This is a genomic window from Bacillus sp. LNXM12-1 (assembly GCF_003004375.1).
In the GTDB taxonomy this organism is placed as follows: Bacteria; Bacillota; Bacilli; order Bacillales; family Bacillaceae; genus Bacillus.
Window position 1 is genome coordinate 31,921 of sequence record NZ_PVWX01000004.1, and the last position, 26,259, is coordinate 58,179.

At 42.8% G+C, this 26,259-nt stretch carries 29 protein-coding genes, 1 pseudogene and 1 riboswitch; of the genes and pseudogenes, 19 read left to right on the top strand and 11 right to left on the bottom strand.

The features are described 5' to 3' along the window. The first annotated feature begins 7 nt into the window (after positions 1 to 7). Both C6Y07_RS14955 and C6Y07_RS14960 read left to right on the top strand, forming a co-directional pair. Positions 8 to 766 carry a DUF4097 family beta strand repeat-containing protein gene (locus tag C6Y07_RS14955; RefSeq protein ID WP_106156976.1) on the top strand — a complete coding sequence of 253 codons (759 nt, stop codon included), beginning with the start codon at positions 8 to 10 and terminating at the stop codon, positions 764 to 766. A 219-nt stretch (positions 767 to 985) separates the two neighbouring features. Continuing rightward, positions 986 to 2,374 (top strand): amino acid permease, encoded by a 1,389-nt coding sequence (locus C6Y07_RS14960; protein ID WP_066031404.1) that lies wholly within the window; start codon positions 986 to 988, stop codon positions 2,372 to 2,374. A gap of 39 nt (positions 2,375 to 2,413) precedes the next feature. Here C6Y07_RS14960 and C6Y07_RS14965 read toward each other — a convergent pair whose 3' ends face one another. The 5 genes and pseudogenes from C6Y07_RS14965 to C6Y07_RS19125 form a co-directional block, all read right to left on the bottom strand. Then, positions 2,414 to 3,295: a glycerophosphodiester phosphodiesterase gene (locus C6Y07_RS14965; RefSeq protein ID WP_106156978.1), complete on the bottom strand. Its 882-nt coding sequence runs from the start codon at positions 3,293 to 3,295 to the stop codon at positions 2,414 to 2,416. 92 nt (positions 3,296 to 3,387) lie between these two features. Continuing rightward, entirely contained in the window at positions 3,388 to 4,722 is a 1,335-nt protein-coding gene (gene glpT / locus C6Y07_RS14970; protein WP_050943401.1) for a glycerol-3-phosphate transporter, read from the bottom strand. Positions 4,723 to 4,946: 224 nt separating this feature from the next. Further along, positions 4,947 to 5,717, bottom strand: coding sequence for a SurA N-terminal domain-containing protein (locus C6Y07_RS14975; protein WP_106037030.1), 771 nt, complete (start codon positions 5,715 to 5,717; stop codon positions 4,947 to 4,949). A gap of 152 nt (positions 5,718 to 5,869) precedes the next feature. Next, positions 5,870 to 7,357: a thioredoxin domain-containing protein gene (locus tag C6Y07_RS19255; protein WP_317615061.1), complete on the bottom strand. Its 1,488-nt coding sequence runs from the start codon at positions 7,355 to 7,357 to the stop codon at positions 5,870 to 5,872. Between the two features lie 84 nt (positions 7,358 to 7,441). Further along, positions 7,442 to 7,933, bottom strand: a pseudogene (locus C6Y07_RS19125) (thioredoxin domain-containing protein); the annotation flags it as partial. Between the two features lie 453 nt (positions 7,934 to 8,386). Here C6Y07_RS19125 and C6Y07_RS19130 point away from each other — a divergent pair. Beyond that, positions 8,387 to 8,596 carry a hypothetical protein gene (locus C6Y07_RS19130; RefSeq protein WP_106031881.1) on the top strand — a complete coding sequence of 70 codons (210 nt, stop codon included), beginning with the start codon at positions 8,387 to 8,389 and terminating at the stop codon, positions 8,594 to 8,596. Positions 8,597 to 8,643: 47 nt separating this feature from the next. On the opposite strand, the gene C6Y07_RS14995 is transcribed toward C6Y07_RS19130, so the two are convergent. Continuing rightward, a complete protein-coding gene (locus C6Y07_RS14995) occupies positions 8,644 to 9,150 on the bottom strand; it encodes a hypothetical protein (RefSeq protein ID WP_106031882.1) in 507 nt (168 codons plus the stop codon). Between the two features lie 193 nt (positions 9,151 to 9,343). Here C6Y07_RS14995 and C6Y07_RS15000 point away from each other — a divergent pair, with 193 nt between their 5' ends. From C6Y07_RS15000 to C6Y07_RS15030, 7 genes are all read left to right on the top strand, one after another. Continuing rightward, complete coding sequence (locus tag C6Y07_RS15000; RefSeq protein WP_003217059.1) at positions 9,344 to 9,604, top strand: metal-sensitive transcriptional regulator; 261 nt, start codon at positions 9,344 to 9,346, stop codon at positions 9,602 to 9,604. Between the two features lie 123 nt (positions 9,605 to 9,727). Beyond that, positions 9,728 to 10,210 (top strand): DsrE/DsrF/DrsH-like family protein, encoded by a 483-nt coding sequence (locus tag C6Y07_RS15005; protein ID WP_106156982.1) that lies wholly within the window; start codon positions 9,728 to 9,730, stop codon positions 10,208 to 10,210. A 14-nt stretch (positions 10,211 to 10,224) separates the two neighbouring features. After that, positions 10,225 to 10,578, top strand: coding sequence for a rhodanese-like domain-containing protein (locus C6Y07_RS15010; protein WP_012008767.1), 354 nt, complete (start codon positions 10,225 to 10,227; stop codon positions 10,576 to 10,578). Between the two features lie 47 nt (positions 10,579 to 10,625). Next, a complete protein-coding gene (locus C6Y07_RS15015; RefSeq protein WP_106072336.1) occupies positions 10,626 to 11,186 on the top strand; it encodes a sulfurtransferase TusA family protein in 561 nt (186 codons plus the stop codon). A 14-nt stretch (positions 11,187 to 11,200) separates the two neighbouring features. After that, positions 11,201 to 12,328 carry an MBL fold metallo-hydrolase gene (locus C6Y07_RS15020; RefSeq protein ID WP_106156983.1) on the top strand — a complete coding sequence of 376 codons (1,128 nt, stop codon included), beginning with the start codon at positions 11,201 to 11,203 and terminating at the stop codon, positions 12,326 to 12,328. Positions 12,329 to 12,361: 33 nt separating this feature from the next. Continuing rightward, positions 12,362 to 12,592 (top strand): sulfurtransferase TusA family protein, encoded by a 231-nt coding sequence (locus C6Y07_RS15025; RefSeq protein ID WP_034664361.1) that lies wholly within the window; start codon positions 12,362 to 12,364, stop codon positions 12,590 to 12,592. A 58-nt stretch (positions 12,593 to 12,650) separates the two neighbouring features. After that, entirely contained in the window at positions 12,651 to 13,427 is a 777-nt protein-coding gene (locus tag C6Y07_RS15030) for a sulfite exporter TauE/SafE family protein (RefSeq protein WP_066031393.1), read from the top strand. 35 nt (positions 13,428 to 13,462) lie between these two features. On the opposite strand, the gene C6Y07_RS18995 is transcribed toward C6Y07_RS15030, so the two are convergent. Next, positions 13,463 to 13,639, bottom strand: a complete 177-nt coding sequence (locus C6Y07_RS18995; protein WP_003216908.1) for a hypothetical protein — start codon at positions 13,637 to 13,639, stop codon at positions 13,463 to 13,465. A 142-nt stretch (positions 13,640 to 13,781) separates the two neighbouring features. Further along, positions 13,782 to 15,215 (bottom strand): proline--tRNA ligase, encoded by a 1,434-nt coding sequence (gene proS / locus C6Y07_RS15035; protein WP_106156985.1) that lies wholly within the window; start codon positions 15,213 to 15,215, stop codon positions 13,782 to 13,784. 396 nt (positions 15,216 to 15,611) lie between these two features. Further along, positions 15,612 to 15,711, top strand: a riboswitch (purine riboswitch). 77 nt (positions 15,712 to 15,788) lie between these two features. Here proS and C6Y07_RS15040 point away from each other — a divergent pair. Continuing rightward, complete coding sequence (locus tag C6Y07_RS15040) at positions 15,789 to 16,961, top strand: MFS transporter (RefSeq protein WP_060595432.1); 1,173 nt, start codon at positions 15,789 to 15,791, stop codon at positions 16,959 to 16,961. Positions 16,962 to 16,992: 31 nt separating this feature from the next. Here C6Y07_RS15040 and C6Y07_RS15045 read toward each other — a convergent pair whose 3' ends face one another. Further along, positions 16,993 to 17,760, bottom strand: coding sequence for a GNAT family N-acetyltransferase (locus tag C6Y07_RS15045; protein ID WP_060595433.1), 768 nt, complete (start codon positions 17,758 to 17,760; stop codon positions 16,993 to 16,995). Between the two features lie 215 nt (positions 17,761 to 17,975). Here C6Y07_RS15045 and C6Y07_RS15050 point away from each other — a divergent pair, with 215 nt between their 5' ends. From C6Y07_RS15050 to C6Y07_RS15070, 5 genes are all read left to right on the top strand, one after another. Further along, complete coding sequence (locus C6Y07_RS15050; RefSeq protein WP_034664352.1) at positions 17,976 to 18,434, top strand: MarR family transcriptional regulator; 459 nt, start codon at positions 17,976 to 17,978, stop codon at positions 18,432 to 18,434. 109 nt (positions 18,435 to 18,543) lie between these two features. Further along, a complete protein-coding gene (locus C6Y07_RS15055; protein WP_106156987.1) occupies positions 18,544 to 18,789 on the top strand; it encodes a hypothetical protein in 246 nt (81 codons plus the stop codon). Then, positions 18,786 to 19,247, top strand: coding sequence for a 2-thiouracil desulfurase family protein (locus tag C6Y07_RS15060; protein ID WP_060595434.1), 462 nt, complete (start codon positions 18,786 to 18,788; stop codon positions 19,245 to 19,247). The genes C6Y07_RS15055 and C6Y07_RS15060 overlap by 4 nt, the downstream gene beginning before the upstream one ends. 29 nt (positions 19,248 to 19,276) lie before the next feature. Beyond that, entirely contained in the window at positions 19,277 to 19,693 is a 417-nt protein-coding gene (locus C6Y07_RS15065; RefSeq protein ID WP_060595435.1) for a hypothetical protein, read from the top strand. 81 nt (positions 19,694 to 19,774) lie between these two features. After that, positions 19,775 to 20,602, top strand: coding sequence for an aldo/keto reductase (locus tag C6Y07_RS15070; RefSeq protein ID WP_066031391.1), 828 nt, complete (start codon positions 19,775 to 19,777; stop codon positions 20,600 to 20,602). Positions 20,603 to 20,643: 41 nt separating this feature from the next. Here the strand turns inward: C6Y07_RS15070 and C6Y07_RS15075 are convergent, their stop codons facing one another. Further along, on the bottom strand, positions 20,644 to 21,726 hold the full coding sequence (locus C6Y07_RS15075) for an iron-containing alcohol dehydrogenase family protein (protein ID WP_060595537.1): 1,083 nt from the start codon (positions 21,724 to 21,726) through the stop codon (positions 20,644 to 20,646). Positions 21,727 to 21,915: 189 nt separating this feature from the next. Here C6Y07_RS15075 and trhO point away from each other — a divergent pair, with 189 nt between their 5' ends. Further along, complete coding sequence (trhO, locus tag C6Y07_RS15080; protein ID WP_060595437.1) at positions 21,916 to 22,884, top strand: oxygen-dependent tRNA uridine(34) hydroxylase TrhO; 969 nt, start codon at positions 21,916 to 21,918, stop codon at positions 22,882 to 22,884. Positions 22,885 to 23,226: 342 nt separating this feature from the next. Continuing rightward, positions 23,227 to 24,846: a glutamate/serine transporter AimA gene (aimA, locus tag C6Y07_RS15085; protein WP_060595438.1), complete on the top strand. Its 1,620-nt coding sequence runs from the start codon at positions 23,227 to 23,229 to the stop codon at positions 24,844 to 24,846. A 34-nt stretch (positions 24,847 to 24,880) separates the two neighbouring features. Here the strand turns inward: aimA and C6Y07_RS15090 are convergent, their stop codons facing one another. Beyond that, a complete protein-coding gene (locus C6Y07_RS15090; RefSeq protein ID WP_060595439.1) occupies positions 24,881 to 25,081 on the bottom strand; it encodes a hypothetical protein in 201 nt (66 codons plus the stop codon). 185 nt (positions 25,082 to 25,266) lie between these two features. Here C6Y07_RS15090 and licT point away from each other — a divergent pair, with 185 nt between their 5' ends. Further along, a complete protein-coding gene (licT, locus tag C6Y07_RS15095) occupies positions 25,267 to 26,103 on the top strand; it encodes a BglG family transcription antiterminator LicT (protein ID WP_106156989.1) in 837 nt (278 codons plus the stop codon). Positions 26,104 to 26,259: the final 156 nt, after the last annotated feature.

Below are 26,259 nucleotides of genomic sequence, written 5' to 3' on the forward strand. Positions count from 1 at the left end.
AGACATTGTGGAGCATACGGTTCAAATTGAAGAATCGGTCGTAGAATTATCGCTGGATTGGCTATTGGGAGAGGTGCGTATTCATCATCATGATCATCCTTATCTATTCATTCGTCAAACGACCAATCAAGCTTTTCCCCAACGTTATTTGCTGCATCATCAGGTAAGAGATGGACGGCTGGTCATTCAAGATCGACGAAAAAAAATACTCAGCTTAGGGCTTCACCTTTATAAAACCGATGTAGCTATTTATCTTCCTAAACAACAATTACAGTCCATATCTCTTCGTTGTAAAGGAACAAATCTTCAGGCAGAGAGGCTGAAGGTGGAAAATGTCTCTTGTCATTTAACTTCTGGAAAGACGATGCTATCAGGTGAAATCAAGCATCTCCATTTAGAGACAGTAGGTGGACTTATTTCTAGTCGGCAGCTGGTCGCGCAGAGATTATTACTGCACGCCACATCGTCAAAAGTTGAGTTGACGGGTGCTTTTTCGGACGTTGATCTGCATGTAACAGGTAGAAGGATGCAGATTCATTCTACTAAGATGCTAGATTCACTTAAATCTACTTCAACAGGAGCATATGTCAAAGTGGAGATACCGGAAAATGATGGGTTTACTTGTTATGTAAAGAAAAGATCCGGTGCGTTTCGGAATGACTTTTCTTGTCATCTAGAGAAGGGCAAAATGGTGCATAAAAATGGACTACGATCCTTTGAGATTGATATAAGAGGCGGTCAGTTTCTAATAAGTCATAAGCATTGAAGGTGACTTTCACTCGTTGATTCAATATATCAATATAAAACAATTTGAATCTCTTTTATCGTCGGAATATTTTGATAATAGTGTTTTCCTCAAAAAAACAATTGTTTTTTAAGGGTAGATTTATTATGATAATATACATCGAAAGATTGATGTTTCTCAATCAGAATGAACATTCTGATTTTTATTTTTTATGTTGTTTGTTGATGAGGGGGAAGAAAAGTGGCTCAAAAGGAATTAAAGAGAGGGTTAAGTGCCCGCCATATTCAAATGATCGCACTCGGCGGCACGATTGGTGTTGGCTTATTTATGGGGTCAGCCAAGGCCATTCAATGGACAGGTCCATCGGTTCTTCTCGCGTACGCAGTATGTGGTATCTTTATCTTTTTTATTATGCGTGCGATGGGAGAAATGTTATACGTTGAACCGAGTACAGGTTCATTTGCTACATTTGGTCACCAATATATTCATCCGCTTGCGGGTTATATGACAGCTTGGAGTAACTGGTTCCAGTGGGTCATTGTCGGGATGTCGGAAATTATTGCAGTAGGCGCTTATATGAAATATTGGTTCCCAGAGCTGCCAGCTTGGATTCCAGGATTAATTGCGATGATTATTTTGGGAGCGGCCAATTTGATTTCGGTTAAATCGTTCGGTGAGTTCGAATTTTGGTTTGCGATGATCAAGATTGTGACGATTATTTTGATGATCATTGCGGGTCTAGGCATTATTTTCTTTGGATTTGGAAATGGCGGGACGCCTATTGGCTTGTCTAATCTGTGGGCGCACGGCGGGTTCTTTACAGGTGGATTTACCGGATTCTTGTTTGCGTTGTCGCTCGTCATTGCTGCTTATCAAGGTGTAGAATTGATTGGGATTACAGCAGGTGAAGCACAAAATCCAGAAAAGACGCTGACCAATGCCATCAAAAGTATCATCTGGCGTATTTTGATTTTCTATATCGGTGCGATCTTTGTCATTGTGACAGTGTATCCTTGGGATCAGCTGAATACCCTTGGCAGTCCATTTGTGGCGACGTTTGCGAAAATTGGGATTACAGCAGCAGCTGGTATTATTAACTTCGTCGTGATTACAGCAGCTATGTCTGGTTGTAACAGTGGTATTTTCAGTGCGGGTCGTATGCTTTATACATTAGGTGTGAATGGGCAGGCGCCTGCTTTCTTCACCAAGATTTCGAAGAATGGTGTACCGTATTTTGGGACATTCGCTGTGCTGATTGGCTTAGCGATAGGAGTTGTCCTCAATTATGTTGCTCCACCAAACATTTTCGTCTATGTGTACAGTGCGAGTGTACTTCCTGGTATGGTGCCTTGGTTTGTGATTTTGATTAGTCATATCGGCTTTAGAAAGGCGAAGGGATCTGCGCTTGATCAACATCCATTCAAGATGCCGCTAGCGCCGTTTTCTAATTATCTTACAATCGGTTTCTTATTGATGGTGCTTGTATTTATGCTCATTAATCAGGATACGCGTATTTCTCTGATTGTGGCAATTGGGTTCTTAATTGTAGTAGCGCTTAGCTTCTATGTTTTTGGGATCGGGAAACGGAAGCCGATCGAAACAGCTTCTTCTGATCAAACGGTAAAATAATCAAAGGCCTTGCGGGATGGACCGCAAGGCTTTTTTTATTTAGAGTGAAGCTTTCACACGTTGAAAGACATCTGGAAAGTTGGTGAAAAGACCGGTGACGCCGTATTGAAGTAGACGGGTCATGTCTGCTTCGTTGTTGACCGTATAGGGGTGGAGGAGGAGTCCGTGGCTTCTGACCTGTTGTACGTTTTCAAGTGTCAATGCTCTAAAATTCGGTCCGACACCCACTGCATAAGATTTGATGAAGTCGAGTTGATCATCTGTGATGGACGTCATTTGGGTTCTGTCTAAAAGCTGTACTTTGGGAAGGCGTGGATCTAATTTCTGTAGTTTTAGCAGGCTGTCTTGGCTAAAGGATTGGATAATGACCTGCCCTTTTCTTGTGTGTTTCCCTAGAAGATGATGTTTTTTAAGGGTAGCCAATAGCTTTTCTTCCATTTGCGGATAGATGTCTGGCTTTTTTGTTTCAATATAATAATTCTCTCGTTTGCCAAAATAGCGCAGCACTTCATCTAATGTGAGGACTCGCTGTCCGATATAGTTGGCATTTTGTCTGTCGGGATTGGCTTCGTTAAACCAAGTACCGGCATCAAGCTGTTTGATTTCGGCAAGTGTGAGGTCTTTGACCCAGCCTGTTCCGTTTGTGGTGCGGTCAACGGTTTCATCGTGCATGACGATGAGATGTCCATCCTTTGTCATTTGAAGGTCGAGTTCGAGGTAATCCGCATTCATCTTTGTGGCGAGTTTGTAAGAAGCCAGGGTATGCTCTGGTGCATACCCTGATGCTCCGCGATGTGCAACGGTTAGAATACGATCTGGAGATAAAAGATGTTCATGTGCTGATACGGTGGTCGGCACCCAAGCAATAGACAGTAAAGCAAAAGAGAGCAACACGAAAGCAAGTAATCTACTTTTCTTCATATTTTATCCTCCTTTTACGGTAACTGCCTCCATCATAAGAAATAGATGTAAAGGGCATGTTGGGCGGATATGAATCTTTTATGTGGTTTTCATTAAGCCTGCTCTACTCGCTTCCCTGTATTCCAAGTCATTGCAAGGAAGACAATCGCAAGCACACAAGAACCAACTAGTAAAATAAAGCCTCCTGTCCAGTCATAGTGATCTACGACAACGCCCATCATCGCATTGGCAAAGGCAGAGCCGCCAATATAGCCGAAGAAGCCTGTAAGTCCGGCCGCAGTGCCAGCTGCTTTTTTAGGAGCAAGGTCAATGGCTTGAAGTCCAATGAGCATGACAGGTCCGTAAATCAAAAAGCCGATGCTGATAAGGGCGATGTTATCGACCATTGGATTGCCAGCAGGGTTTAACCAGTAAACGAGCACCGCAATTAACACCCCAGCCATAAAGAGGACACCCGCTGGTGCACGGCGGCTTCTAAAGAATCGGTCACTAATCCAGCCGCACAATAATGTGCCGGGAATGCCTGCATATTCATAAAGAAAATATGACCAGCGTGAATGTTCTGGTGAAAAGCCTTTTGCTTCTGTTAAGTAAGTCGGCGCCCAGTCAACGACACCGTAACGGACGAAGTATACAAAGACGTTGGCAATGGCGATATACCAAAGGAATTTATTGTTGAGTACATACTTAAATAAAATCTCTTTCACTGTTAATTCTTTTTCTTGATCTTCATACTGCTGTGCCGGATAGTCATTGCGATATTCCTCGATTGGCGGAAGGCCAGCGGATTGCGGAGTATCCCGGACGAGTAGAATGATCACGAAGGAGACGATAATGGCAATGATGGCAGGGAAGAAAAAGATACTTTTCCACGTCGCAAACAGCACGATCCCTAAGGTGATGAGCGGTGCAAGAATTCCCCCGCCGATATTGTGAGCGACGTTCCAAATGGACATTTTCGTTCCACGTTCACTAACCGAAAACCAATGTGCCATCGTCCGTCCGCATGGCGGCCACCCCATGCCTTGGAACCAGCCGTTTAAAAACATGAATAAGAACATGATCCATACACTTGACGTCACCCATGGAAATGAGACAAATAGGATATTGATAAGGGCTGAAAGAAAGAGTCCGGTGGCTAAAAAGTATCTTGGGTTACAGCGGTCTGAGATCATCCCCATGATGAATTTACTAAAGCCATAGGCGATAGAGACAGCTGCGAGTACAAAGCCTAATTCACTTTTCGTGAACCCTTCTTCCTGTAGATAAGGAATAGCAAAAGCGAAATTTTTCCGCAGCAAATAGTAGCCCGCATACCCGATAAAAATGCCTAAAAAGACTTGCAGCCGCAGCCGCTTATACGTCTCATCTGTTTTGGCATCATCGAGCCTGTCGATATGCGGAGCGGGTTTAAACCATTTGAACATAAAGATCCTCCTCCTGTAGTTGTCCGATTGACTGAAGCAAAAGTACGAGATCGGCGTTTGATCTTGTACTTTTTAAGAGACAAAAGAATTGATAGCGCTTTCTTTTGTACTCCCATCATATCGGATGGAAGAGACGTTTATGATGAGGCTTTTGTCATTATTTTGGAAAAACAGTTCGTCAAGTAACGAAAAAAATCCGCACAATGGCGGATTTTTCTTAGCTGTTACAGAGATACATTAATTTTCGCAGATTTCTTTAGTTTTTCAATTTCTTTTTGTACTTCTTTCTGCTTTTCTTGAGATTCTAGCTGTTTTTTAATTTGTGATTTAACCTCTTTGTATTCAGGTGCTTTTTGCTTTTGTTTTTTCATTTCATCAGCGTATTGATCATAGTACGCTTTGACGTCCTTTTCAGAGACGGAGGCTGATTTGATTTCTTTGTCGACATACTGGCTGTATTTGATGCTGTCGGCAATGTCACTTTTCAGCTGATCCATTGTGAGTCCGCTTTTCTTAAGAGCTTCTTCAAATTGAGCGTTGTCTTTGAATTGTTTCTTTTCTTCTTTTAGCTGTTTATCTACCTGCTTGTCAGAGGCTTTGATGCCCTTTTTCTCAGCATCTTGCAGGATGAGCTCTTGACCTACGAGCGCATCAATGGTTTGTTTCTTGACTGCTTTTGCGCCTTCTTTAGATGTTGGGTCTTGCCCTGATTGCTGAAGCTGCCCTTGAATGGTTGATAGAGCGCTATTATATTCACTGCCTGTGATTTTGTCTTGGTTGACGGTCGCAACGACCTTTTGATCATCGATTTTTTGTGCGTCTAATTTCTTTTGCATCTCTTCCATTTGCTTTTGCTGCTCTTTTTGGTCAGCCTGTGTTGTTTCTTTGCTTTTGGCTGAATCGTTTTGCTTATCTTGTTTCGCATCGTTTGACGAGCAAGCTGCAAGCCCAACAGATAACAGACAAGCGATGAGTGTATATGATATCTTTTTCATCATTTTCTCTCCCTTCGGTATGAGAACGTCTAGTGCGCATTCTAACCGTTTTTTAGGAAAAATAAAACCTTACAGCCGATTTGTTAGCGGATTGACATGTTTTTTATCTGTTTGTCCTCATTTTGTCTTCTCACAGTCATCTTATGACAAGCTCAATCGTGGAATAATTGCCCCATCACCTCGTCAATATTGGTAATGGGCTGGCGGCAGCTGTAGTTTTCACAAATATAAACAGTGGTCCTGTCGTCGATTGTTTTGTAATCTTTTGCAAAAGGTGCGATTTGTGCTAGATCATGTCCAGTTTCGGCGGTCAATATGATATCAAAAGGCATGAATCGTTTCCGAAGCGCCTGTAAAAGCCGTTCTTTTTGAGGGTCGCCATTTTTCCCAAGAATGATGATCTCTCTTTTTGTTGCATATTGATCAAGGAGCCCTTGCAGAAACGCTGTGTGCCCACTTGGATAGGAAGAGACATCGACATAAAAGGCTTTGAACATCTGCTCTAATGTGTCTAGCCAGTCCTGACGTCCGGTCAGTCTGCTTAGCGTGAGAAGCTGCTTGAGTGCGGTGCTGTTACCAGAAGGCATGGCGCCGTCGTACACTTCTTTTTCTCGAACGAGGAGCGCTTCCGCATCTGATCCTGAGAAGAAAAAGCCCCCTTTGTCCTTGTCCCAAAACAGCTCAAACATGTTCTCAGCTACTGTTGTGGCTTTTTCCAGCCATTCTTGTTCAAAGGTTGCTTCGTATAAGGACATATAGGCAGAAAGCATATGCGCATAATCCTCGATAAAGCCAAGATGCTTCACGTCACCTTCTCTATAGCGGACCATGAGCCGCTCATGTTGGACGAGGTGTGTTTCTAGAAAAGACATCGCCTGCTTCGCCATGCGGATGGCTTCCTCTGCACCGAATACCCTTCCTGCTTTGGCGAGCGCAGAGATCATCAGCGCATTCCAAGATGTGAGCACCTTGTCATCGACAAGCGGTGCGGGTCGCTGCTGTCTGACAGATTGTAAAATGTGCCGGGCTTCTTGCAGCTTAGACTGAAGCGTATGGTCATCAATCGAAAAAGAGGCTTTGATGTCATCAAAAGAGGTGGAAATAGTATGAGGGATGTTCGCCCCTTCAAAGTTCCCCTCTTCTGTGATGTGATAGACAGCGCAGAATAAAGCGCCAAGGTCCTCGCCTAAATGAGCCATGATTTCGTCTTTTGACCAAACGTAATATTGCCCTTCTTTCCCCTCAGAATCTGCATCTATCGCTGAATAAAAGGAGCCGCCCGGATTCATCATATCTCGTTTAATAAAGTGGATCAGGTGTTGGACAAGCTTTTCATACTCAGGCTGTTGAGTAAGCTGATATGCTTCTGTGTAAGCTTCCATCAGCAAGGCGTTATCATACAGCATTTTTTCAAAATGAGGCACAAGCCATTTTTCATCCGTCGAATAACGAGAAAAGCCTGAACCAATTTGGTCATAAATACCGCCATTTGCCATGCCGTCTAACGTTTTCGTGACCGCATATAACGCATTTTCTTGCCCTGTCCATTCGTAATAGCGCATTAGGAATGAGAGCATATGAGGTGCAGGAAATTTTGGTGCGGAGCCGAATCCGCCATACAGCGTATCAAAGCTGCTCATGAGCTGATAATAGGCTTTGTGGATCGCCTCTTGAGACAAGGTATTTTCTGTCTGTCCTGCTGCTTTGATCCGCAAATTATTTGTCGCCTTCTCTGCTAATGAATCGATATGATCGCGGTCGTTGTGGTACGCATCCAGCAGTTGCGTCAGTGCTTCAATGAAGCCAGGACGTCCGTAAGCACTTCTCTTTGGAAAATAAGTCCCCGCATAAAAAGGTTTTTGATCAGGCGTGACAAATACGTTCAACGGCCAGCCGCCTTGCCCCGTCATCATCTGACAAACAGACATATACATAGAATCGATGTCTGGACGCTCCTCACGATCGACTTTGATTGAAATGAAATGCTCATTTAAGATGTCAGCGACTTGCTGATCTTCGAAGCTTTCGTGTGCCATGACGTGGCACCAGTGACAAGTGGCGTAGCCGATGCTGACAAGCACCGGTTTATTTTCACGCTTGGCTTTGTCGAAGGCTTCTTGCCCCCACGGGTACCAGTGAACTGGGTTGTGGGCGTGCTGAAGGAGGTACGGTGATTTTTCGTTGATGAGTGGGTTGGGTGTTTGGTTGTTTGGCATGGGTCACCTGCTTTTACATCATTAGTTTAATTTCATCTTAAATTTCTTAAGGAGTAGAGACTAAGTCATTATTTGAGTGTATCATTTTGTTAAAATGTAGGTTTTTCTTTATATTTGGAAACTGAATAAACACCCTACAATTTTAAAATTCGAAGGAGTTCTAATGTCTAAAAAAATAATGAGACGGTTATCACTACTATGCTTTGTAATAGGTGTTCTACTATGGAGCCCTAATTTGATATTTGGATATGGAAGCGGATTATGGTTATTGAATTATCTATTAGGTCCAGTTGGTATTATATTAAGTATTTATAGTAGAAATTATCTTTATACGTTTTTAAACTTACTCACCACATTTAGTTTCTTTATCTTCATGTTTCTTGGGTATCACTGATTTACAACGTGACGTCAATTCACCTATCTAATACTAAATAATAAGAATGGAGAGATAAAATGGACTATGTTTATCAGAAAAAGGAAAAGAAAAACGGTAATTGTGTCATATCCGTTCGAGATAGATGGGAGAATTCAATTATTGAATTTGAAAAAAAGCTACATCACATTGATATAGTGGTTAATTACCGTAATGATAAAACAACGAAGTATTCAATGCCAATAGAGATTTTTGAAAAAGTTTACGATGATCTACACAGAGATAATTGAGGCCTAAACTTTTCAACGCCTCATTGATGTTCCATTTCAATTCTCCTCTACTTCTTCACCAGCACATATTGTAAGTGTTCTAATTCAAACATATCAATCAGTTCATCGATCTCTTTAAAATCGATATGTTTCCCAAATCGTTTTTTGCTTAGGTCAATTTCTACATCTAATTGATCGTCTTTTTCTTTCGTTTCCAGGCCGTCTACACAAGAGTAGATTTCAATGGTTTCTCCTTTGGACAGCTCTGTTTCAATGAAAAGGAAAAGAGGACGGAGAGAATGAATGATGCCTAAATCATAAACAAAAGGATGCGTGAATTTGTCTCTTACGGCTTCATAGACCGGATCTACATAAGCAATGTGAATGCCAGCAAAGTCCTCTTCTGTTTCGTATACTTCTATCAAGGGCTCTTCTTTTTGATAGGTTTTGGGCTTTTTTCGTTTTCTATCAACCGTTTTGATATTGAGTTCAGAGAGTGGTTTATAGGTAGGCTTTTGACCAAAGGTACCAAGCGGCAGCTCTTTATTAGCACCAATATAGTGATGTAAAGTCATATGTGTGTCCTCTTTTCGCCAACTAATTTCTCGTGCATTGATTAACTTCTTTTTATCAATAAATGGTGGAATGTGCAATTCTTTTCACATACGATCTATCCTTTCTCTATAAAAAGGAGGGCAAGTCGTTTGACTAAATACCTCTTAGGGTATACTATCTGTTCATAGAAAGAATAGAAAGGAGTGCTGGTACATGGAATATAATCAGCAGATGAAGAACCGTCTTCGCCGGATTGAAGGGCAGATTAAAGGGGTTCTTGCGATGATGGAGCAAGGCAAGGATTGCCGCGAGGTGGTGACGCAGCTGTCTGCATCACGTAATGCCATTGATCGGGCAATGGGTGTGATTGTGAGTACAAATCTTGAGCAATGTGTTCGTGAAAGTCTTGAACAAGGCAAGGATACGGAAGGTCTTGTGAAAGAGGCAGTTGAGCTATTGGTGAAAAGCCGGTAAGAAATTCCTCAGCCTTTGGTGGTTGACGGATTTTTTTACTTGATGTAATATACCCTTACCGGTATATGTATATATTTTTATTATCTATATACCCCCATAGGTAATTATTGAAGGAGGAGCAGAATGGAAGAACAGAAAAAACGCACGACGATTGTGTTATTCAGTGGAGATTATGATAAAGCGATGGCGGCTTACATTATTGCCAATGGTGCAGCAGCCTATGATCATGAGGTGACCATTTTTCATACGTTTTGGGGGCTGAATGCCTTGCGTAAGGATGAGATGGTGCCAATGAAAAAGGGATTTTTAGAAAAAATGTTTGGCAAGATGATGCCGCGAGGGGCTGATCGAATGGGGCTGTCAAAGATGAATTTTGCAGGGATGGGGCCGAAAATGATCAAGCATGTGATCAAAAAGCACAATGCTATGACCTTGCCGCAGCTCATTGATATGGCGAAGGAACAGGATATCAATCTTGTGGCATGTACAATGACGATGGATCTATTAGGATTACAGGAGAAAGAATTATTAGATGACATTCAATATGCTGGTGTAGCGGCATATTTAGCAGAGGCTGAAATCGGACGTGTGAATTTATTTATCTAGTGAGGTGAAGCAGGATGGTGCAGACGATTTTACTCATCATCGTAATTGGATTACTCGTGAGCCGCTTTTTGCCGGTACGAGGTGTAAAGCAAATGGATGCAGCCCATATGAAAAAGAAGCTGAAAAGCAAAGGTCAACAGCTCATTGATGTGCGCTCTCCTACTGAATTTCAAACAAACCATATCAAAGGCTTTCAAAACATCCCGTTGTCTCATTTGAAGAAACGAGCTTCTCAGCTTGAGAAAAATGAAGAGGTCTATGTGATATGTCAAAGCGGAATGAGAAGTATGCAGGCGGCGAAAATATTGAAGAAGCAGGGATTTACTCAGATTACAAACATCAAGGGTGGCATGAATGCTTGGCATTAAATGCGCAATAAAATATACCCCCACCCCTATATAAAGGAGGATAAGACATGCAGCAACCAACTGTCATTTTAGATGCAAAAGGACTGGCATGCCCGATGCCGATTGTGAAAACAAAAAAACAAATGAATGAGCTTTTACCAGGAGACGTACTGGAAGTGCAAGCCACTGATAAAGGATCAGCAGCGGATCTAGCGGCATGGTCAAAAAGTGCAGGCCACGAATTTTTAGGAACAAAAGTAGAAGGCCAGGTGCTTCATCATTTGATTCGTAAGGGCGGAGAACAAGAGAAAGAAGGGAAGTCCATGATTTCGGAAATGTCTTTGGAGACTTTTCAACAGAAAGTAAAAGAAGATCCATCTTTGTTTATTTTAGATGTGCGAGAGCTGGATGAATACGAGGCGGGGCATATTCCAGGAGCTGTTCATATTCCTCTTGGTGAGGTTGAACAACGTGCGGAGGAATTGAGCCGGGAGACGGACATTTACCTGATCTGTCACTCAGGCAGAAGAAGTGAATTAGCTGCGCAAAAGTTAAAAGAAAAAGGATTTCATCAATTGATGAATATCGTGCCAGGCATGAACAGCTGGACAGGACCGATTGAAAAATAGGAGCTGAATGAAACATGACGGTAAAAGTGATGAACGCAGAGCAGTTAACAAAAAAGATTGTGAACAAGGAACCGCTCTTTTTACTAGATGTGCGAAATCAAGCGGATGTACAGGACTGGAAGATCGAAGGGGAAGCAATCGTTCATATGAATGTGCCTTATTTTGATCTCCTTGAAGGAGTAGAGGGCATTCTGCATGACATTCCTCTTGATCGTGAAGTATTGGTGGTTTGTGCCAAGGAAGGCTCCTCTATCATGGTCGCGGAGATGCTGTCAGAGGCGGGCAGAACGGCCCATTATTTAGAAGGCGGCATGAAGGCGTGGAGTGAGCATCTAGAGCCAGTGAAGATTGGTGATTTAAGCGGCGGTGGAGAGCTCTATCAATTTGTACGGATGGGCAAGGGATGCCTGTCTTATATGATCATGTCGAATGAAGAAGCCGCAATTGTAGATGCAGCTAGAATGACGGATGTCTATATGCGTTTTGCTAAAAAGCATCATGTCTCTATAACGCAAGTGTTGGACACTCATCTTCATGCAGATCATATTTCTGGCGGGAAGAAACTGGCTGAACAGACGGGTGCTAGCTACTGGCTGCCGCCAAAAGATGCAGAAGAAGTGATCTTTGAATATAACCGTCTTGAAGAAGGAGAGCGCATCGCGATAGGAGCGGCTACCATTGATATTCATCCCCTTTACTCACCGGGGCATACGATTGGGTCAACATCTTTTATCGTGGATGATCAATATCTTCTTTCAGGTGATATTTTGTTCGTTGATTCGATTGGAAGACCTGATCTCGCTGGAATGGCGGAGGACTGGGTAGGTGATTTGAGAGAAACACTTTATGACCGATATAGAGCACTTTCGAAAGAATTCATTGTATTGCCAGCGCATTTCATGATCATGGATGAAGTCAATGAAGACGGAAGCGTTTGGAAGGAGCTAGGCGTTCTATTTGAAGAAAATCATGGACTGAATATTGAAGATGAAGACGTATTTAGACAAATGGTCACGAAGAATCTGCCTGCACAGCCAAACGCCTATCAAGACATTCGTCAAGCCAATATGGGGAAGCTGAGCCCAGACGATGAAGCGCAGCGTGAAATGGAAATTGGTCCAAACCGTTGTGCGATTCGGTAATGTCCAATAAAATAAGAAGAGAGGAACAATCAAATGACATCAGATCAAATTTTAGACGTAACAGGGCTTGCATGCCCAATGCCGATTATTCGGACGAAGAAAAAAATGAATGACTTGACGGAAGGTCAAGTTTTAGAAATACATGCAACAGATAAAGGGGCTAAAGCTGACTTGGCAGCATGGGCGAAGTCAAGCGGACATGAATTGATCACGCAGACGGATGAAGGACATGTGCTGAAATTCTGGGTGAGAAAAGGGTCCTAAAGGATGTAGGGGTATCTGCTGAAGATCCCCTTTTCCTTTTGCAAAGGAGGAGACCAGCGTGGATTTTGCGTTTTTGATTACACTTTTTATCATCGGATGTATTGGTTCCTTCTTATCAGGAATGGTGGGAATCGGGGGATCTGTGATCAACTACCCCATGCTGCTTTATATCCCGCCACTGGTCGGTGTGATGGCACTATCAGCACACGAGGTATCAGGGATTGGCGCCATTCAAGTGCTTTTTTCGACGCTGGGTGGGGTATTGGCCTACCGAAAAAGCGGGTATTTACATCGGTCGTTGATTTTATATATGGGGAGCAGTATATTGGCGGGCAGCTTATTAGGCAGTTATGTATCTCACTTTATGCCAGAGAGTGGGATGAATCTCGTCTATGGATTGCTCGCGGTAGTGGCTGTGATCCTCATGCTGATTCCAAAAAAGGGACAGCGTGCAGACTCAGAGGGAGAAGTCACTTTTCATAAAGGGCTTGCGGCAGGTATTGCCTTTGTGATTGGCAGTGTTTCCGGGGTGCTAGGCGCGGGTGGAGCATTTATATTGGTACCGGTGATGCTGTCTATTTTAAAAATTCCTGTCCGGATGACGATTGCGTCCTCACTTGCGATTACGTTTCTATCTGCGATCGGTGCATCGACTGGAAAGGTATTGACGGGTCAAGTCATGCTTCTTCCTGCGGTTGTGCTGATGCTGGCAAGTTTAATAGCCGCTCCGATTGGTGCTAAGGTCGGTCAGAAAATCAATGCCGTCTACTTACAATGGGCACTAGCTGTGATGATTACGGCGACAGCGGTCAAAATTTGGCTTGATTTATTATAAAGAAAAGACCAACAAAGCAAACGTGTTGGTCTTTTTTATTTGACGTCATCGTGCTCGATATATGTTTCAAGGGCTGGATGAAACTCTTTTTGATAATGAAGGTTGGGGCATGTTTTCACGACTTTGCCTTGCAGGGCATTGGACTTAGAGACTTCTAATGCTGTTTTACATTTAGGGCAGCGTTCGGCAAACAGTGAGGGCCAGCGCTTCATATATCACCACTCCAGTTAAAGTCTTAAAAACCGATTATATTAATATGAATTATAGGGGATCGTGCAGGTGAGGTCAATGGGTGTTTGGGTCTTTTTAACAAAAAAAAGCATCGTAAAGGATGCTTCTCTTTCGTTTCGATTCTCAATAAGCTTTTGCCCAGAAGACCATATCAGATGCAGGCTTTCCGCAGCAGACACATGTGTCTGAAACGGATTCCTGTTCAAATGGGATACAGCGTGAGGTCGCCCCTGTTCTCTCTTTGATGTCGTTTTCGCAATCTTCATCACCGCACCACATTGCTTTGATCAATCTGTTTTCTTCTGAGAGAATGTGCTCAATGTCTTCGATGGTGTGAGCTTTTGATGTTTTTTCATGTAATCGTACTTTCGCCTTTTCGTACATCGTCCGTTGAATGTCTTCAAGCGTGGATGTAATAGTTTGTTCAAGTGTATCTAAGGTGACAGCTTGCTTTTCACCAGTGTCTCGTCTTGCGAGCATCACCTGTCCTTTTTCGATGTCCTTTGGTCCTACTTCGACACGTAGAGGGATGCCCTGCATTTCACATTCGTTGAACTTCCAGCCTGGCTGTTTATCACTTGCATCGATGTCAGTACGTGCGATGCGGGTGAGTCGATCTTTCAACTCGTAGGCATGATCGAGTACGCCTTCTTTATGAGAGGCGATTGGCACGATTCGCACTTGGGCTGGCGCAATGTTTGGCGGAAGGACGAGTCCTCTGTCATCACCGTGCACCATGATCATGGCACCGATGATTCTTGTCGTAAAGCCCCAAGAGGTTTGCTGGACATGCTCTAGTTTTCCTTCGCGGTTTAAGAATTCGATGCCAAATGCTTTGGCAAATCCGTTTCCGAAGAAGTGAGAAGTGGCCGTTTGCAGGGCTTTTCCGTCATGCATCAGACTTTCGACTGTATAGGTGAAGCGGGCGCCAGCGAATTTTTCTTTCTCTGTTTTCCTGCCTTTAATGACAGGGATCGCTAGAAGCTCTTCACAAATAGACGCATAGATATGGAGCATTCTTTCTGTCTCTTCAATCGCTTCTTGCTCAGTCTCGTGACAAGTGTGCCCTTCCTGCCAGAGGAATTCAAGGGTTCTAAGGAATGGACGTGTTGTCTTTTCCCAGCGGACGACATTGGCCCATTGGTTATATAGCTTCGGTAAATCACGATAGGAGTGAATGATGTTTTTATAATGCTCGGCGAACAGCACTTCAGAGGTTGGTCTGACGCAGAGTCTTTCTTGTAATTCCGAATCACCGCCATGTGTCACCCACGCCACTTCAGGAGCAAAGCCTTCGATATGATCCTTTTCTTGCTGGAGCAGACTCTCTGGGATAAAGAGCGGCATATACACATTCTCATGCCCTGTTTCTTTGATTTGGCGGTCAAGTTCGTCGCGAATATTCTCCCAAATTTTAAAGCCATATGGCTGAATGATCATACTGCCTCTGACGCTTGAATAATCGACGAGGCGTGCCTTTGTGACAACATCTGTATACCACTGGGCAAAGTCGTCTTCCATGCTTGTGATTTTTTCAACAAATTGTTTCTTTGACATTGCATGTTCCTCCTTTGTAAAAACAAAAAAGCTGTGCTTTAAGTTAGGGACCATTCCTGGTGGTACCACCCTAATTTAAAGCACAGCTTTACACTCGATCATGATAACGGTATGAACCGCTGTATGAAACAGAACTAAATCGGCAGGTTCACTTGAAGATGTCAGTAGGAACTTCTCAGCACGGTTCCCTCTCTGTTAAAGGTCAATTCAAGCTACTATTCCAGATCTACGTTGATCAATGTTCGTTGATTTTTCATCAGTTTACCTGTAAATGCAGGAGAAAGCAAGTTGTACTGGGGTTTCTTTTCATGCTGTTCTGAGTGCTTTGTTTGATCGTGAATTTGCAGTCATTTCCTATTTTTACAGCTTGCCAGTTATGTAAGGCTATGCTAATATATTTGAAGAAAAAAATAGACTTGTATAACCTCAATAATATGGTTTGAGGGTTTCTACCAGGATCCGATAAATCCTGATTACAAAAGCGTGCTTTCCTTTTTTGTAATCAGGGTTTTTTTGTTTGTCTGCGCCCTGTATCAAAAGTGAAAGCGATGATATATAGAAGGGATGTTAGACATGAACTGGAGAGTATATTTATTAGCCGTTTCTACTTTTGCGGTTGGATTAGTTGAGCTTGTGGTCGGGGGCATTTTGCCAAGCCTTGCAGAGGATTTGAATGTATCTCTTGCAACAGCTGGGCAGCTTATCACCGTATTTGCCATTGTGTATGCCATTTCAGCACCTGTGCTGCTGACTGCCACAGCTAAAATTGAACGAAAGCGTCTTTATCTAATCGCGTTATTGGTGTTTACAATAGGGAATGTATTCACATATTTTAGTTCGACTTTTGCCCTTGTCATGATCTCTAGGGTATTGATCGCAATGAGTACAGCGCTTGTCGTGGTGTTGTCACTGACGATCACTGCTAAATTGGTGGAACCAGCGCATCGTGCGAAGGCATTAGGGTTGATTTTTATTGGGATTAGTTCTTCACTTGTTCTCGGTGTACCGATCGGTATTTTTATTACAGAGAGCTTTGGCTGGAGAGTGATGTTTTTAGGAATCAGTATTTTATCAGCGATATCGATGGTGCTGATCTATTTCCTATTGGAGAAAATGCCTGTTGAAAAAGTGACACCTCTTAGAGAGCAAATACGTTCTTTAGGGCATCCGAAAATTTTTAGTGCACACTTGATTAGTTTGTTTATGCTGGCAGGTCATTATATGCTTTATTCTTATTTCACTCCGTTTTTAATGGAAGTTCTGCATATGACCCCGTTCTGGATTAGTATTTGTTATTTGGTCTTTGGGCTTGCATCTATTGGCGGGAATGGGTTTGGCGGCTGGCTTAGTGACAAGCTGGGTTCAGGGAAAGCCATTTTGCTGGTGACAATCGCGTTTGCAGTTGTGATGTTTATCATTCCTTATACAGCGGGTGTGTTTGTCCTCTTTATGATCATGGTTGTCCTATGGGGAGCGCTTAGCTGGGCATTAACGCCTGCCTTGCAGAGTTATTTGATTCAAACAGATCCTGTGACGTCTGATATTCAGCAAAGCTTAAATACATCGGCCTTGCAAATTGGTATCTCAATTGGATCAGCGGTTGGCGGTGTCCTGTTTACGATGACCGGTTCATCTGTTGATCTGGCGAAGTTCGGTGCAGTGTTTGTGCTGATTGCCTTTAGCTGTGCGGTGATTTCGTTGAAGAGACCACCACTTTATATGGATCGTCAGCATCGTGCTGAATAGCTGCCTCATGATAGGCAGCTTTTTTTCTGTTCTATTCAAAAACAACCATTTCGCCGATTGGTTGAAAACCGGCACGTTGGTAAATATTTTTGCCGTCAGATGATGCTTGTAACAGGACGCATTTTTGTTTGTTCTCTGTCTGTGTCAGAAGATAATGAAACATGTCACTGCCAAGTCCCTTTCCGCGGTGCTCTGCCCTTGTGATGACATCATAAATACCGTAGCTATCGGTTGCTTCGAGTAATAAGCCTGTTGTGACCGGTTTGTGGTCTGCATATCCGACGAACATGCGAGCGCGTGAGTGTATAGCTTCAAACGAAAAATGCTGGAAATAGTCCTCTAAGGCGATGGCCTCCGGCGACTCTTTAAATAGCTCGATAAAGATATTTTTGTAATCAAGCAGTGTCTGGTCATCAAGTACTTCTTTGATTGTAAGCGGTGAAGATGTAACTGGGTCCATGTCTTCTGTCTGCTCAAGCATCATGATCGTATTGCGTTCAACCTCTTCAAGCTGATAGTTCTTTAATAAAACAATCCAATCAGGATGAAGCAAGTGGTGATCTACCCATGTACTGAATGATTGTTTCTGTGTCTGCAAGTGTTCGATGGTTGTTTTCACTTTTTGCGGATCTTTGATTTTCGCTGATGTCGGTAATAGCAAATTGAATGTGTCTGTCGATATGTGAGTATTAGATAGAACGAAATCGTCCGTTGTGAGGAAGGTTCCGTTCACAGCTGAAGAAAACAGGCGTATCTTTTCTTCTAACTGACGAATGGCGATTTGTTGTTCGGTTTTCATTAGCTCACCTTTTTCATCAAAAATTGGATGTCATCCCCCATGAATTATAGCAAATAAAAGAAAGAGGAGATGTGACACATAGGTCATCTAGTAGAAAAGTGCATACACCATTTTCAGGTCTGATGGCCTGTTCTTTTTCTCACACTGACATTTCTTTTGACTCCTCTTTTAATTATTAGTACCATTTTATTAACCAGTTAAGAGTGGAGGTTCAGATGGAAACTAAAGAGCAGATTGTATTAAAAGCGATTCAAGATCTGATTATGCATAGGGAAAAGAGACGGAATGATCCAACAGATCCACTGATTACCACGACTGATACACTCAAACAAGATTGGACACTCACACAGCTTCACATTTTATCGATGATTCAAGCCAATCCAAACGAATCAAATAATACATTTCTTTCTCAACAACTAAAACTATCAAAGCCTGCCATTACAAAGGCTGTGAAAAAACTAATTGATAAAGGCATGGTGGACTATTGCCACCGGCAAGGGGATAAGAAATCTGTCTACTATTCATTGACAGAGAAAGGCACGCAATTGGCAGCGCTGCATGATGAACTACATGAAAAAGCCGTCGCGTCCTACTTAGAATTTCTCCAGCAGTTTCATGAAGATGAATTACAGGTGATTGAGCGCTTTTTGAAGGCTTGGAAAGAAAAGATATAGATTAAAAACCGAAACCATCGTAGAAAATGAGATGATTTCGGTTTTTTATATGGTAAAATTAACATATATTGACGTTATTCGTAATCGTGCTCAAAAGGAGGGAGCTTTTTTGGAGAAAGAAATGATGGGAAATTTTAAAAAGTCAGCAGCCATCATGCCGTTCGTAGGACTGTTTGTCAGCTTGCTATTATTTGTTTACTATTTTGGCATTACAGGAGTTGAAGAACCTGTTTGGGCGGCCGCTTTGTATTGTGCCCTGCCCTTTTTAGGGTACACGATCTTCTATCTGCCTGTATGTATTTATTTTAAAGTCAGTAAAAAACGCTCAATCCATAAAAATGAGGAACAGACGTGATTGTGGTCAGCGCTTGCCTTGCTGGGTTGAAGGTCCGGTATAATGGCAGCCATCGATTAGATCAGCGAATTGAAGAGCTTGTGCAGGAAGGAAAGGCTGTGACAGTTTGTCCTGAACTGCTTGGCGGCTTCTCTACGCCTAGACCACCGGCAGAAATCATTGGCGGAGATGGATATGATGTTTTACGGGGGCAGGCTGCTGTTGTCGATGTTCATGGAACTGACGTCACAGAGATGTATGTAAAAGGTGCAAAAGCCACGCTGGAACAGGTTCAGTCTCTGAAAGCAACAGCGGTTGTGTTAAAAGAGTACAGCCCTTCTTGCGGGAGCCGGCTGATTTACCAGGGAGAGTTTAACGGTAAGACAAAAGCGGGTGATGGTGTGACGTCCGCCTTGCTGAAACAGCACGGGATTCAAGTGTTCTCTGAAGAGGATGATTGGATTTCGTTGTTTCAATAGGTGTGGCGTGGATAGAAGGAGGAGCTAGGTTGAAAAAGTGGATCATTGGTGTAGGTGTAGTGGTTTTAATAGGAATAGGTATTTATTTTATGATCAATACCAAAACATACTCTTTTGATGATGTGACCTCACTGGATAAGAATAAGGTGACTTCGATTCAAATTGAGCATGATAATGAGCAAGTTGTGGTAGATAAGAAAGAAGATATTCAAAAGCTGCTGAATGAATTTTCAGGTATGAAATTAAAGAAGGCGAATGGCGCTAAAAAAGAAACAAAAGAGTCTTATTGGATTAGGGTGTTAGAGGAAGGCAATGTTACATACGGATTCGTCTTTTATGATCAAGCTTATTTAGAGACATATGATGGTTCTAAAACGAAAAATAAGATCAGCGAATACCAAATCGTTGACGCCAATCAAGTCGATATAGGACAATATATCAAATAACACCAGCGAAATTTCTTGCATGATCAATAGAAAATTCGGGTATAGTGCTTGGTAAGTAAAAATGAAGCGGAGGTTTGTTTGATGAGTGGATTAACAGATACAGTCACATTAGCAAACGGAGTAAAAATGCCGAAGCTAGGCTTTGGTGTATGGCAGGTAAAAGACGGGGAAGAGGCTGTAAATGCAGTCACAGACGCTCTTGAAGCGGGCTACCGCAGCATCGATACAGCAGCAGCCTATCAAAATGAAGAAGGGGTAGGCAAAGCCATTCAGCAATCAGGCATCTCTCGCGATGATCTGTTTATTACGACAAAGGTCTGGAATCGTGATCAAGGCTATGAAGCAACACTTGAAGCCTTTGAAACAAGTATGAACAAGCTTGGGCTAGATGTATTAGACCTTTATTTAATTCATTGGCCAGTTGAAGGTAAATATAAAGATACTTGGAAAGCACTAGAGAAGCTGTATAAGGATGGACGCGTTCGAGCCATCGGTGTGTGTAACTTCCATCAGCACCACCTAGATGATTTATTAGAAGAGGCAGAAGTTGTGCCAATGGTCAACCAAATCGAGCTACATCCTAAGCTAACGCAGGAGCCTTTACGAGACTACTGCAAGGAGAAAGGGATTCATGTAGAAGCGTGGTCACCATTAGGCAGCGGGAAGCTTCTGAACCATCCTGTTCTTCAGGATATTGCGAAAAAACATGACAAATCCGTGGCTCAAGTCATTCTTCGCTGGGACTTGCAGCATGGCATTATCACCATTCCAAAATCTGTGACGAAGAGCCGAATCATCGAAAACACACAAGTCTTCGATTTCGAGCTGTCCGCACATGAGATGGGTGTCATCGATCAGCTCAATGAAGATGAGCGCACAGGTCCAGATCCAGATAACTTTGATTTTTAATCGAAAGAAAAGTACAGGTGGATGCCTGTGCTTTTTTTTATTTAACGGTTTTTCGAGGCTGATACGTTTTCAATGACTTGAATGGCGTCGGCAATTTGCTCTTTGGAATAGTCTCCAATCAAGCAAAAGGTTTCGTCTGCACGTGCAGCATGGCTTGCCACTGTTTTTGCGGCTTCTTCCAGCTGAGCTGTGATGCCAAGCTCACGCATATTTCTAGGTAATCCGAGTGTTTCATAAAGCTCAAGTAATTCTTCTACTTCGCTCATTCGATTTTCTGCGGCAAGCTGAACAAGAATGCCATAGGCCACTTTTTGACCATGTAATACGTGATGCGTTTCTTCAATAAATGTCAATCCGTTATGGATGGCGTGAGCTCCTGCCATTCTGCCGTAGCGTCCCCCGTACCCGCCGACCGTGCCGGCTAATGTAATAATGGTATCCGTTACATCCGCAAATGCTTGCGAGTGCTGCCCTGTTGTCAAGCTGTGGACGGCTTCTTCGCTATGGGAAAGAAGAATGTCTCTGACGTATACCGCCTGCTTTAGTGCAGCATGCACCATGAGCGGTAAGGAGTCTTTTGCATTTCGAATAATGGCTTCTGCTTCATACCATTTGGCCAGCGTATCTCCAATCCCACTTTGAAGGTAGGAAAGAGGAGAAGAAAGCAAAAATGTATGATCAATGAGCGTGAGGTAGCTGGACCGTTTATGATAATCGACTCTCATGAAATTCCCCTTGTCATCATAAATGACGCTAAGCGGTGTAGATGCAGCACATGTCCCTGGGATGGTTGGAACCATGATCACTTCAATTTGAAGAGCTTCTGCTACTGACTTGGCGGTGTCTAAAATCGTGCCGCCTCCAATCCCAATCATCACATCTGCCCCTTTCAGTTCTTCAGCAATTCGTGTGATCGCATTTGGTGAACTGTATCCTTTGTGCTGAACAACAGGCCAATGAGGTGGAAGCTTTGTGTACGCTGAAAAAGCATGAAATGAATCGTGTCCCGTCAGTACAGCGGGCGACTGGAAGGATGGAGAAACAAGTGAATCGAGTTCATGATAAATCCCTTTTTGAGAAATAAATTGGTTTGGGCCGCTTCTGACGATATCTTCTGGCTGGATCATTGAGTTCTGCTCCTTTACAACATCATATTTCATAAATCATCTCATTTTACAGAAAGTTCTGTCAAATATGAGGAAAAAGACCCTTCCGTTTTATGGAATTGAGCCGCTGTCATTGCCTTTAGGTATGTATTTCCTGTATGATAAAGAACGGTATGTTTTGATTAAATTTAAGAGGTGTTTATATATATGGAAAAACAATATCGTGTCTTACTTTACTATCAATATGTCCCCATTGAGGACCCAGAGACGTTTACAGCAGAGCATCTAGCATTCTGTAAGGAGCTTGGTTTGTTAGGCCGTATCCTTGTGTCAGCAGAAGGCTTGAACGGAACTGTTTCTGGTACCATTGAGCAAACGGACAAGTACATGCAAGCGTTAAAAGAAGATCCGCGCTTTGCGTCTATGCCGATCAAAATTGACGAAGCAGACGGTCATGCGTTTAAAAAAATGCACGTCCGCCATCGAAATGAACTAGTGAATCTGAGCCTTGAAGATGACGTGAACCCGTTAGAATTAACAGGTAAACATCTCAGCCCGGTTGAATTTTACGAGCAAATGCAATCACCTGATACCGTTGTGATTGATGCACGTAATGATTACGAGTTTGATGTCGGCCACTTTAGAGGGGCAGTACGTCCTGATATCGAGACATTCCGCGAATTACCTGAGTGGATTCGTGACAATAAAGAGATTCTTGAAGGGAAAAAAATCCTGACGTATTGCACAGGCGGCGTACGCTGTGAGAAATTCTCAGGCTGGTTAAAGCGTGAAGGCTTTGAAGATGTCTCTCAGCTTGACGGCGGAATTGTCACGTACGGAAAAGACCCAGAAGTTCAAGGAAAGCTATGGGATGGTCAATGCTATGTGTTTGATACCCGCTTAACAGTGCCAGTGAATCAAACAGAGCATGTAGTTGTCGGAAAAGATTTCTTCACTGGTGAGCCTTGCGAGCGTTATGTGAACTGTGCAAACCCTGCATGCAACCGCAAAATGATTGCAACAGAAGAGAGCGAGCATAAGTATATGCGCAGCTGCAGCCATGAATGCCGTACAAGTGAACGTAACCTTTATGTGAAACAGCACAATCTGTCTGAAGAAGAAGTGCAAGAAAGACTAGCTGTGATTGAAAAAGAACAAGCAATCTCACAAGGATAGAGGGACCCCCTTTATCCTTTTTTTCTATACACGAGAGGGTTCAGAAGAAAGAGGGATTCATTTCCTCTTTCTTTTTTTGTTTTGTTTTTTTCAAAATAAGGGTAAAGGTAGTTATTCAGTCTAATAGATTGAATCGTTGAAAAAGCGCTTTCTTTAGAAATAAGCATGTTCGACTATTTCAGAAAATAGAGAATTGAGAGATAATAAAACAGGCGAAAAAATGAACAAGGGTAAAGATTTAGTTGAAGAAATATTTGTCAATTGATTGAAAAGTGAGCTGCAAGTAAGAAAGACGCTTACTTGGGCACATGCTTTGTAATTTAATCGAAAGGTGTTATGAACATGAATCATTTGCATCGTAGAATGGGAACTTTCGCTTTAATGATGGTAGGTCTTGGCTCAATCATTGGTTCAGGATGGCTTTTCGGTGCTTGGCGTGCCGCTCAAATTGCCGGCCCTGCTGCTATTTTGTCCTGGTTGATTGGGATGGTCGTGATTTTATTTATCGCTTTGTCTTATAGTGAACTCGGATCGATGTTTCCAGAGGCAGGCGGAATGGTGAAATATACGCAATATTCACACGGCTCTTTTATCGGGTTTATTGCTGCTTGGGCAAACTGGATCGCTATTGTCTCCGTCATTCCTGTTGAGGCGGTGGCTTCTGTCCAGTATATGAGCTCATGGCCTTGGGAGTGGGCAAAGTGGACAAGCCATTTGGTCACAAAAGGGGTTTTGACGACAGAAGGGCTCATGGTCGCCAGTGTACTTCTTGTGATTTACTTTCTGCTCAATTATTGGACAGTTGGGTTATTTTCAAAAGCGAATACATTCATTACTGTGTTTAAAATTGTCATTCCAGGATTAACAATTGGTGCGCTCTTATTCGTAGGTTTTCATAGTGAGAATTTTACTTCTGGAACAAGTATTGCCCCTAACGGCTGGGCGAGTGTGCTGACAGCTGTTGCGACATCAGGGATTGTGTTTGCCTTCAATGGCTTCCAAAGCCCGATTAATATGGCAGGTGAGGCGAAAAATCCAGGCCGATCGATTCCGATCGCCATTGTTGGATCCATTTTGATTGCGACTGTAATTTATGTGCTTTTACAAATCGCCTTTATCGGTGCTGTCAATCCGTCCATGATTGTGAATGGATGGGGCCATTTGAATTTTAACTCGCCATTTGCTGACCTTGCCATTGCGCTTGGGATTAACTGGCTGGTTCTGATTTTATATGCAGATGCTTTTGTATCACCTTCTGGTACAGGGATTACGTATACGGCGACGACATCTCGTATGATTTATGGAATGGAAAAAAACAAATACATGCCAAGCGTGCTTGGCCGTCTGCACCCTATTTACGGTGTGCCTCGTCCAGCGATGTTTTTTAACTTAGCCGTATCGTTTATCTTTCTGTTTTTATTTAGAGGCTGGGGTGTACTTGCAGAAATCATTTCAGTTGCGACGCTCATTTCTTATTTGACAGGTCCAGTGACCGTTATGACACTGAGAAAGACAGGGACAGATTTATATCGTCCGCTTCGAATAAAAGGACTCAGCATCATTGCTCCTCTCGGCTTTGTCTTTGCCTCATTGACGCTGTATTGGGCGAGGTGGCCGTTAACAGGTCAGGTGCTGTTCATTATCCTCATCGGTCTTCCGATCTATTTTTACTATCAAGCAAAAGCGAAGTGGAAAGGCTTCGGCCGCAACTTGAAGGCGGGTGCTTGGATGGTCGTGTACTTGCTTGTGATGATGACGATTTCCTGCCTTGGCAGTGACAAATTCGGCGGCTATAACGTCATTCATTATGGCTGGGACATGGCACTTATTACAGTGGTTGCCTTGCTATTTTATATGTGGGCACTCAAAAGTGGATTTGAAACAGAATTTCTAAAGGATGCGAAAAAAATTAATGATGAGCTGCGTACTTCTCAGCAAGAAGCCGCATCATCCAAAGAATAAAGGAACGGCTGCCTGAATATCGCGGGCAGCCGTTTTATTTTGATAAATGATGCATCACGTGCTGCCTCAGCCAAGTGGTGACGCCACGCAAAACGGCTGCTGTGACAAATGAGATGAGCACATATCTCCAAAGCTGATCCATGCCTTGTCCACTAAGCCAAAACACGATTCCTAGAAAAACGAGTGTGAATAGAAGCATGAATAAAAATGATGCAGACCAGAAAAAAGCCTTCACTGAAGGTCACCTCCTCGGAGTATTGTATGCAGGCAATTGAATGATCAGACCAGCTATGAAGGGGTAGAATCATGATGAAATCTATTTCAAAAGTCAGATAAAATCACCAAGTGATTTGACAGTTGTGTTAAGATGAGAGCATATTTTGAGTGAAGATTGTGGGTCATAGACGGAGGTGTTTGGGGATGCAGATACAAAAAGTTCTAAACAATAATGTCATTAGTGTGATAGATGAACAAGGAAAAGAAATCGTCGTCATGGGCAGAGGTATCGCGTTTCAACGACGGCCTGGAGACCCGGTAGACGAATCGTTAATCGATAAAGTCTTCCGCCTGGAGGATCACTCCGTTCATGAGCGGATGAAAATGCTGCTTCTGGAAGTTCCGTATGATGTGGTCAAGGTAACCGAAGAAATGATTCAATATGCACATACAAAGCTGAACCGAAGATTAAATGAAAGTCTGCATGTATCACTCGCAGACCATATTCATTACGCCATCGAACGATTGAAGAAAAATCACCTCATTGAGAATTCGCTTATTTGGGAGATTAAACGCTTATACAAAGATGAATTTCTTGTGGCAAAGGACTGTCTTGATATGATTGAAGAGCGTCTTCATATTGAACTGCCTGAGGATGAAGCAGGCTTTATTGCGATGCATATCATTAATGCAGAGCTCAATGAGGACATGAATACAACGGTCAATATCACAAAAGAAGTAAACGCCATTCTCACCATTGTGAAATATCATCTCAACATGGATTTTGATGAAGACTCACTCAACTATTACCGTTTTCTCACGCATTTGCGCTTTTTCGTCCAGCGTCTGATCAACGAAACACTGCTTGTCAGCGAAGATCAGGACTTGTATCAGCTGATCAAGGTGAAATATCCGAAGGCTTACGAATGTGCAAAGAAAATCGCAGAATATGTCTATCAAACCTATCACCGAGATCTCACATCAGAGGAGATGCTGTATCTATCCATTCATTTGAATCGATTGATCAAACGAGAAAAATAAAGGTAGATTTTAAAAGAAAGCGTTGACATGAGAAAAGCTGAGTGGTACTATTTGCTCATAAACATAAAAGAATACGGTTTCACAATGATCGTCTTAGAGGATTGTGACTGTTCGGCAGGCAAAACCTAAACGTTCACTGAAAAAGCGCAATGGCAA

Coding starts and splice junctions, on each gene's coding strand:
- C6Y07_RS14965 (WP_106156978.1), bottom strand. CDS start 3,295: ATGAAGAAAAGTAGATTACTTGCTTTCGTGTTGCTCTCTTTTGCTTTA.
- glpT (WP_050943401.1), bottom strand. CDS start 4,722: ATGTTCAAATGGTTTAAACCCGCTCCGCATATCGACAGGCTCGATGAT.
- C6Y07_RS14975 (WP_106037030.1), bottom strand. CDS start 5,717: ATGAAAAAGATATCATATACACTCATCGCTTGTCTGTTATCTGTTGGG.
- C6Y07_RS19255 (WP_317615061.1), bottom strand. CDS start 7,357: ATGAGCAGCTTTGATACGCTGTATGGCGGATTCGGCTCCGCACCAAAA.
- C6Y07_RS19130 (WP_106031881.1), top strand. CDS start 8,387: ATGGACTATGTTTATCAGAAAAAGGAAAAGAAAAACGGTAATTGTGTC.
- C6Y07_RS14995 (WP_106031882.1), bottom strand. CDS start 9,150: ATGACTTTACATCACTATATTGGTGCTAATAAAGAGCTGCCGCTTGGT.
- C6Y07_RS15000 (WP_003217059.1), top strand. CDS start 9,344: ATGGAATATAATCAGCAGATGAAGAACCGTCTTCGCCGGATTGAAGGG.
- C6Y07_RS15005 (WP_106156982.1), top strand. CDS start 9,728: ATGGAAGAACAGAAAAAACGCACGACGATTGTGTTATTCAGTGGAGAT.
- C6Y07_RS15010 (WP_012008767.1), top strand. CDS start 10,225: ATGGTGCAGACGATTTTACTCATCATCGTAATTGGATTACTCGTGAGC.
- C6Y07_RS15015 (WP_106072336.1), top strand. CDS start 10,626: ATGCAGCAACCAACTGTCATTTTAGATGCAAAAGGACTGGCATGCCCG.
- C6Y07_RS15020 (WP_106156983.1), top strand. CDS start 11,201: ATGACGGTAAAAGTGATGAACGCAGAGCAGTTAACAAAAAAGATTGTG.
- C6Y07_RS15025 (WP_034664361.1), top strand. CDS start 12,362: ATGACATCAGATCAAATTTTAGACGTAACAGGGCTTGCATGCCCAATG.
- C6Y07_RS18995 (WP_003216908.1), bottom strand. CDS start 13,639: ATGAAGCGCTGGCCCTCACTGTTTGCCGAACGCTGCCCTAAATGTAAA.
- proS (WP_106156985.1), bottom strand. CDS start 15,215: ATGTCAAAGAAACAATTTGTTGAAAAAATCACAAGCATGGAAGACGAC.
- C6Y07_RS15040 (WP_060595432.1), top strand. CDS start 15,789: ATGAACTGGAGAGTATATTTATTAGCCGTTTCTACTTTTGCGGTTGGA.
- C6Y07_RS15045 (WP_060595433.1), bottom strand. CDS start 17,760: ATGAAAACCGAACAACAAATCGCCATTCGTCAGTTAGAAGAAAAGATA.
- C6Y07_RS15050 (WP_034664352.1), top strand. CDS start 17,976: ATGGAAACTAAAGAGCAGATTGTATTAAAAGCGATTCAAGATCTGATT.
- C6Y07_RS15070 (WP_066031391.1), top strand. CDS start 19,775: ATGAGTGGATTAACAGATACAGTCACATTAGCAAACGGAGTAAAAATG.
- trhO (WP_060595437.1), top strand. CDS start 21,916: ATGGAAAAACAATATCGTGTCTTACTTTACTATCAATATGTCCCCATT.
- aimA (WP_060595438.1), top strand. CDS start 23,227: ATGAATCATTTGCATCGTAGAATGGGAACTTTCGCTTTAATGATGGTA.
- licT (WP_106156989.1), top strand. CDS start 25,267: ATGCAGATACAAAAAGTTCTAAACAATAATGTCATTAGTGTGATAGAT.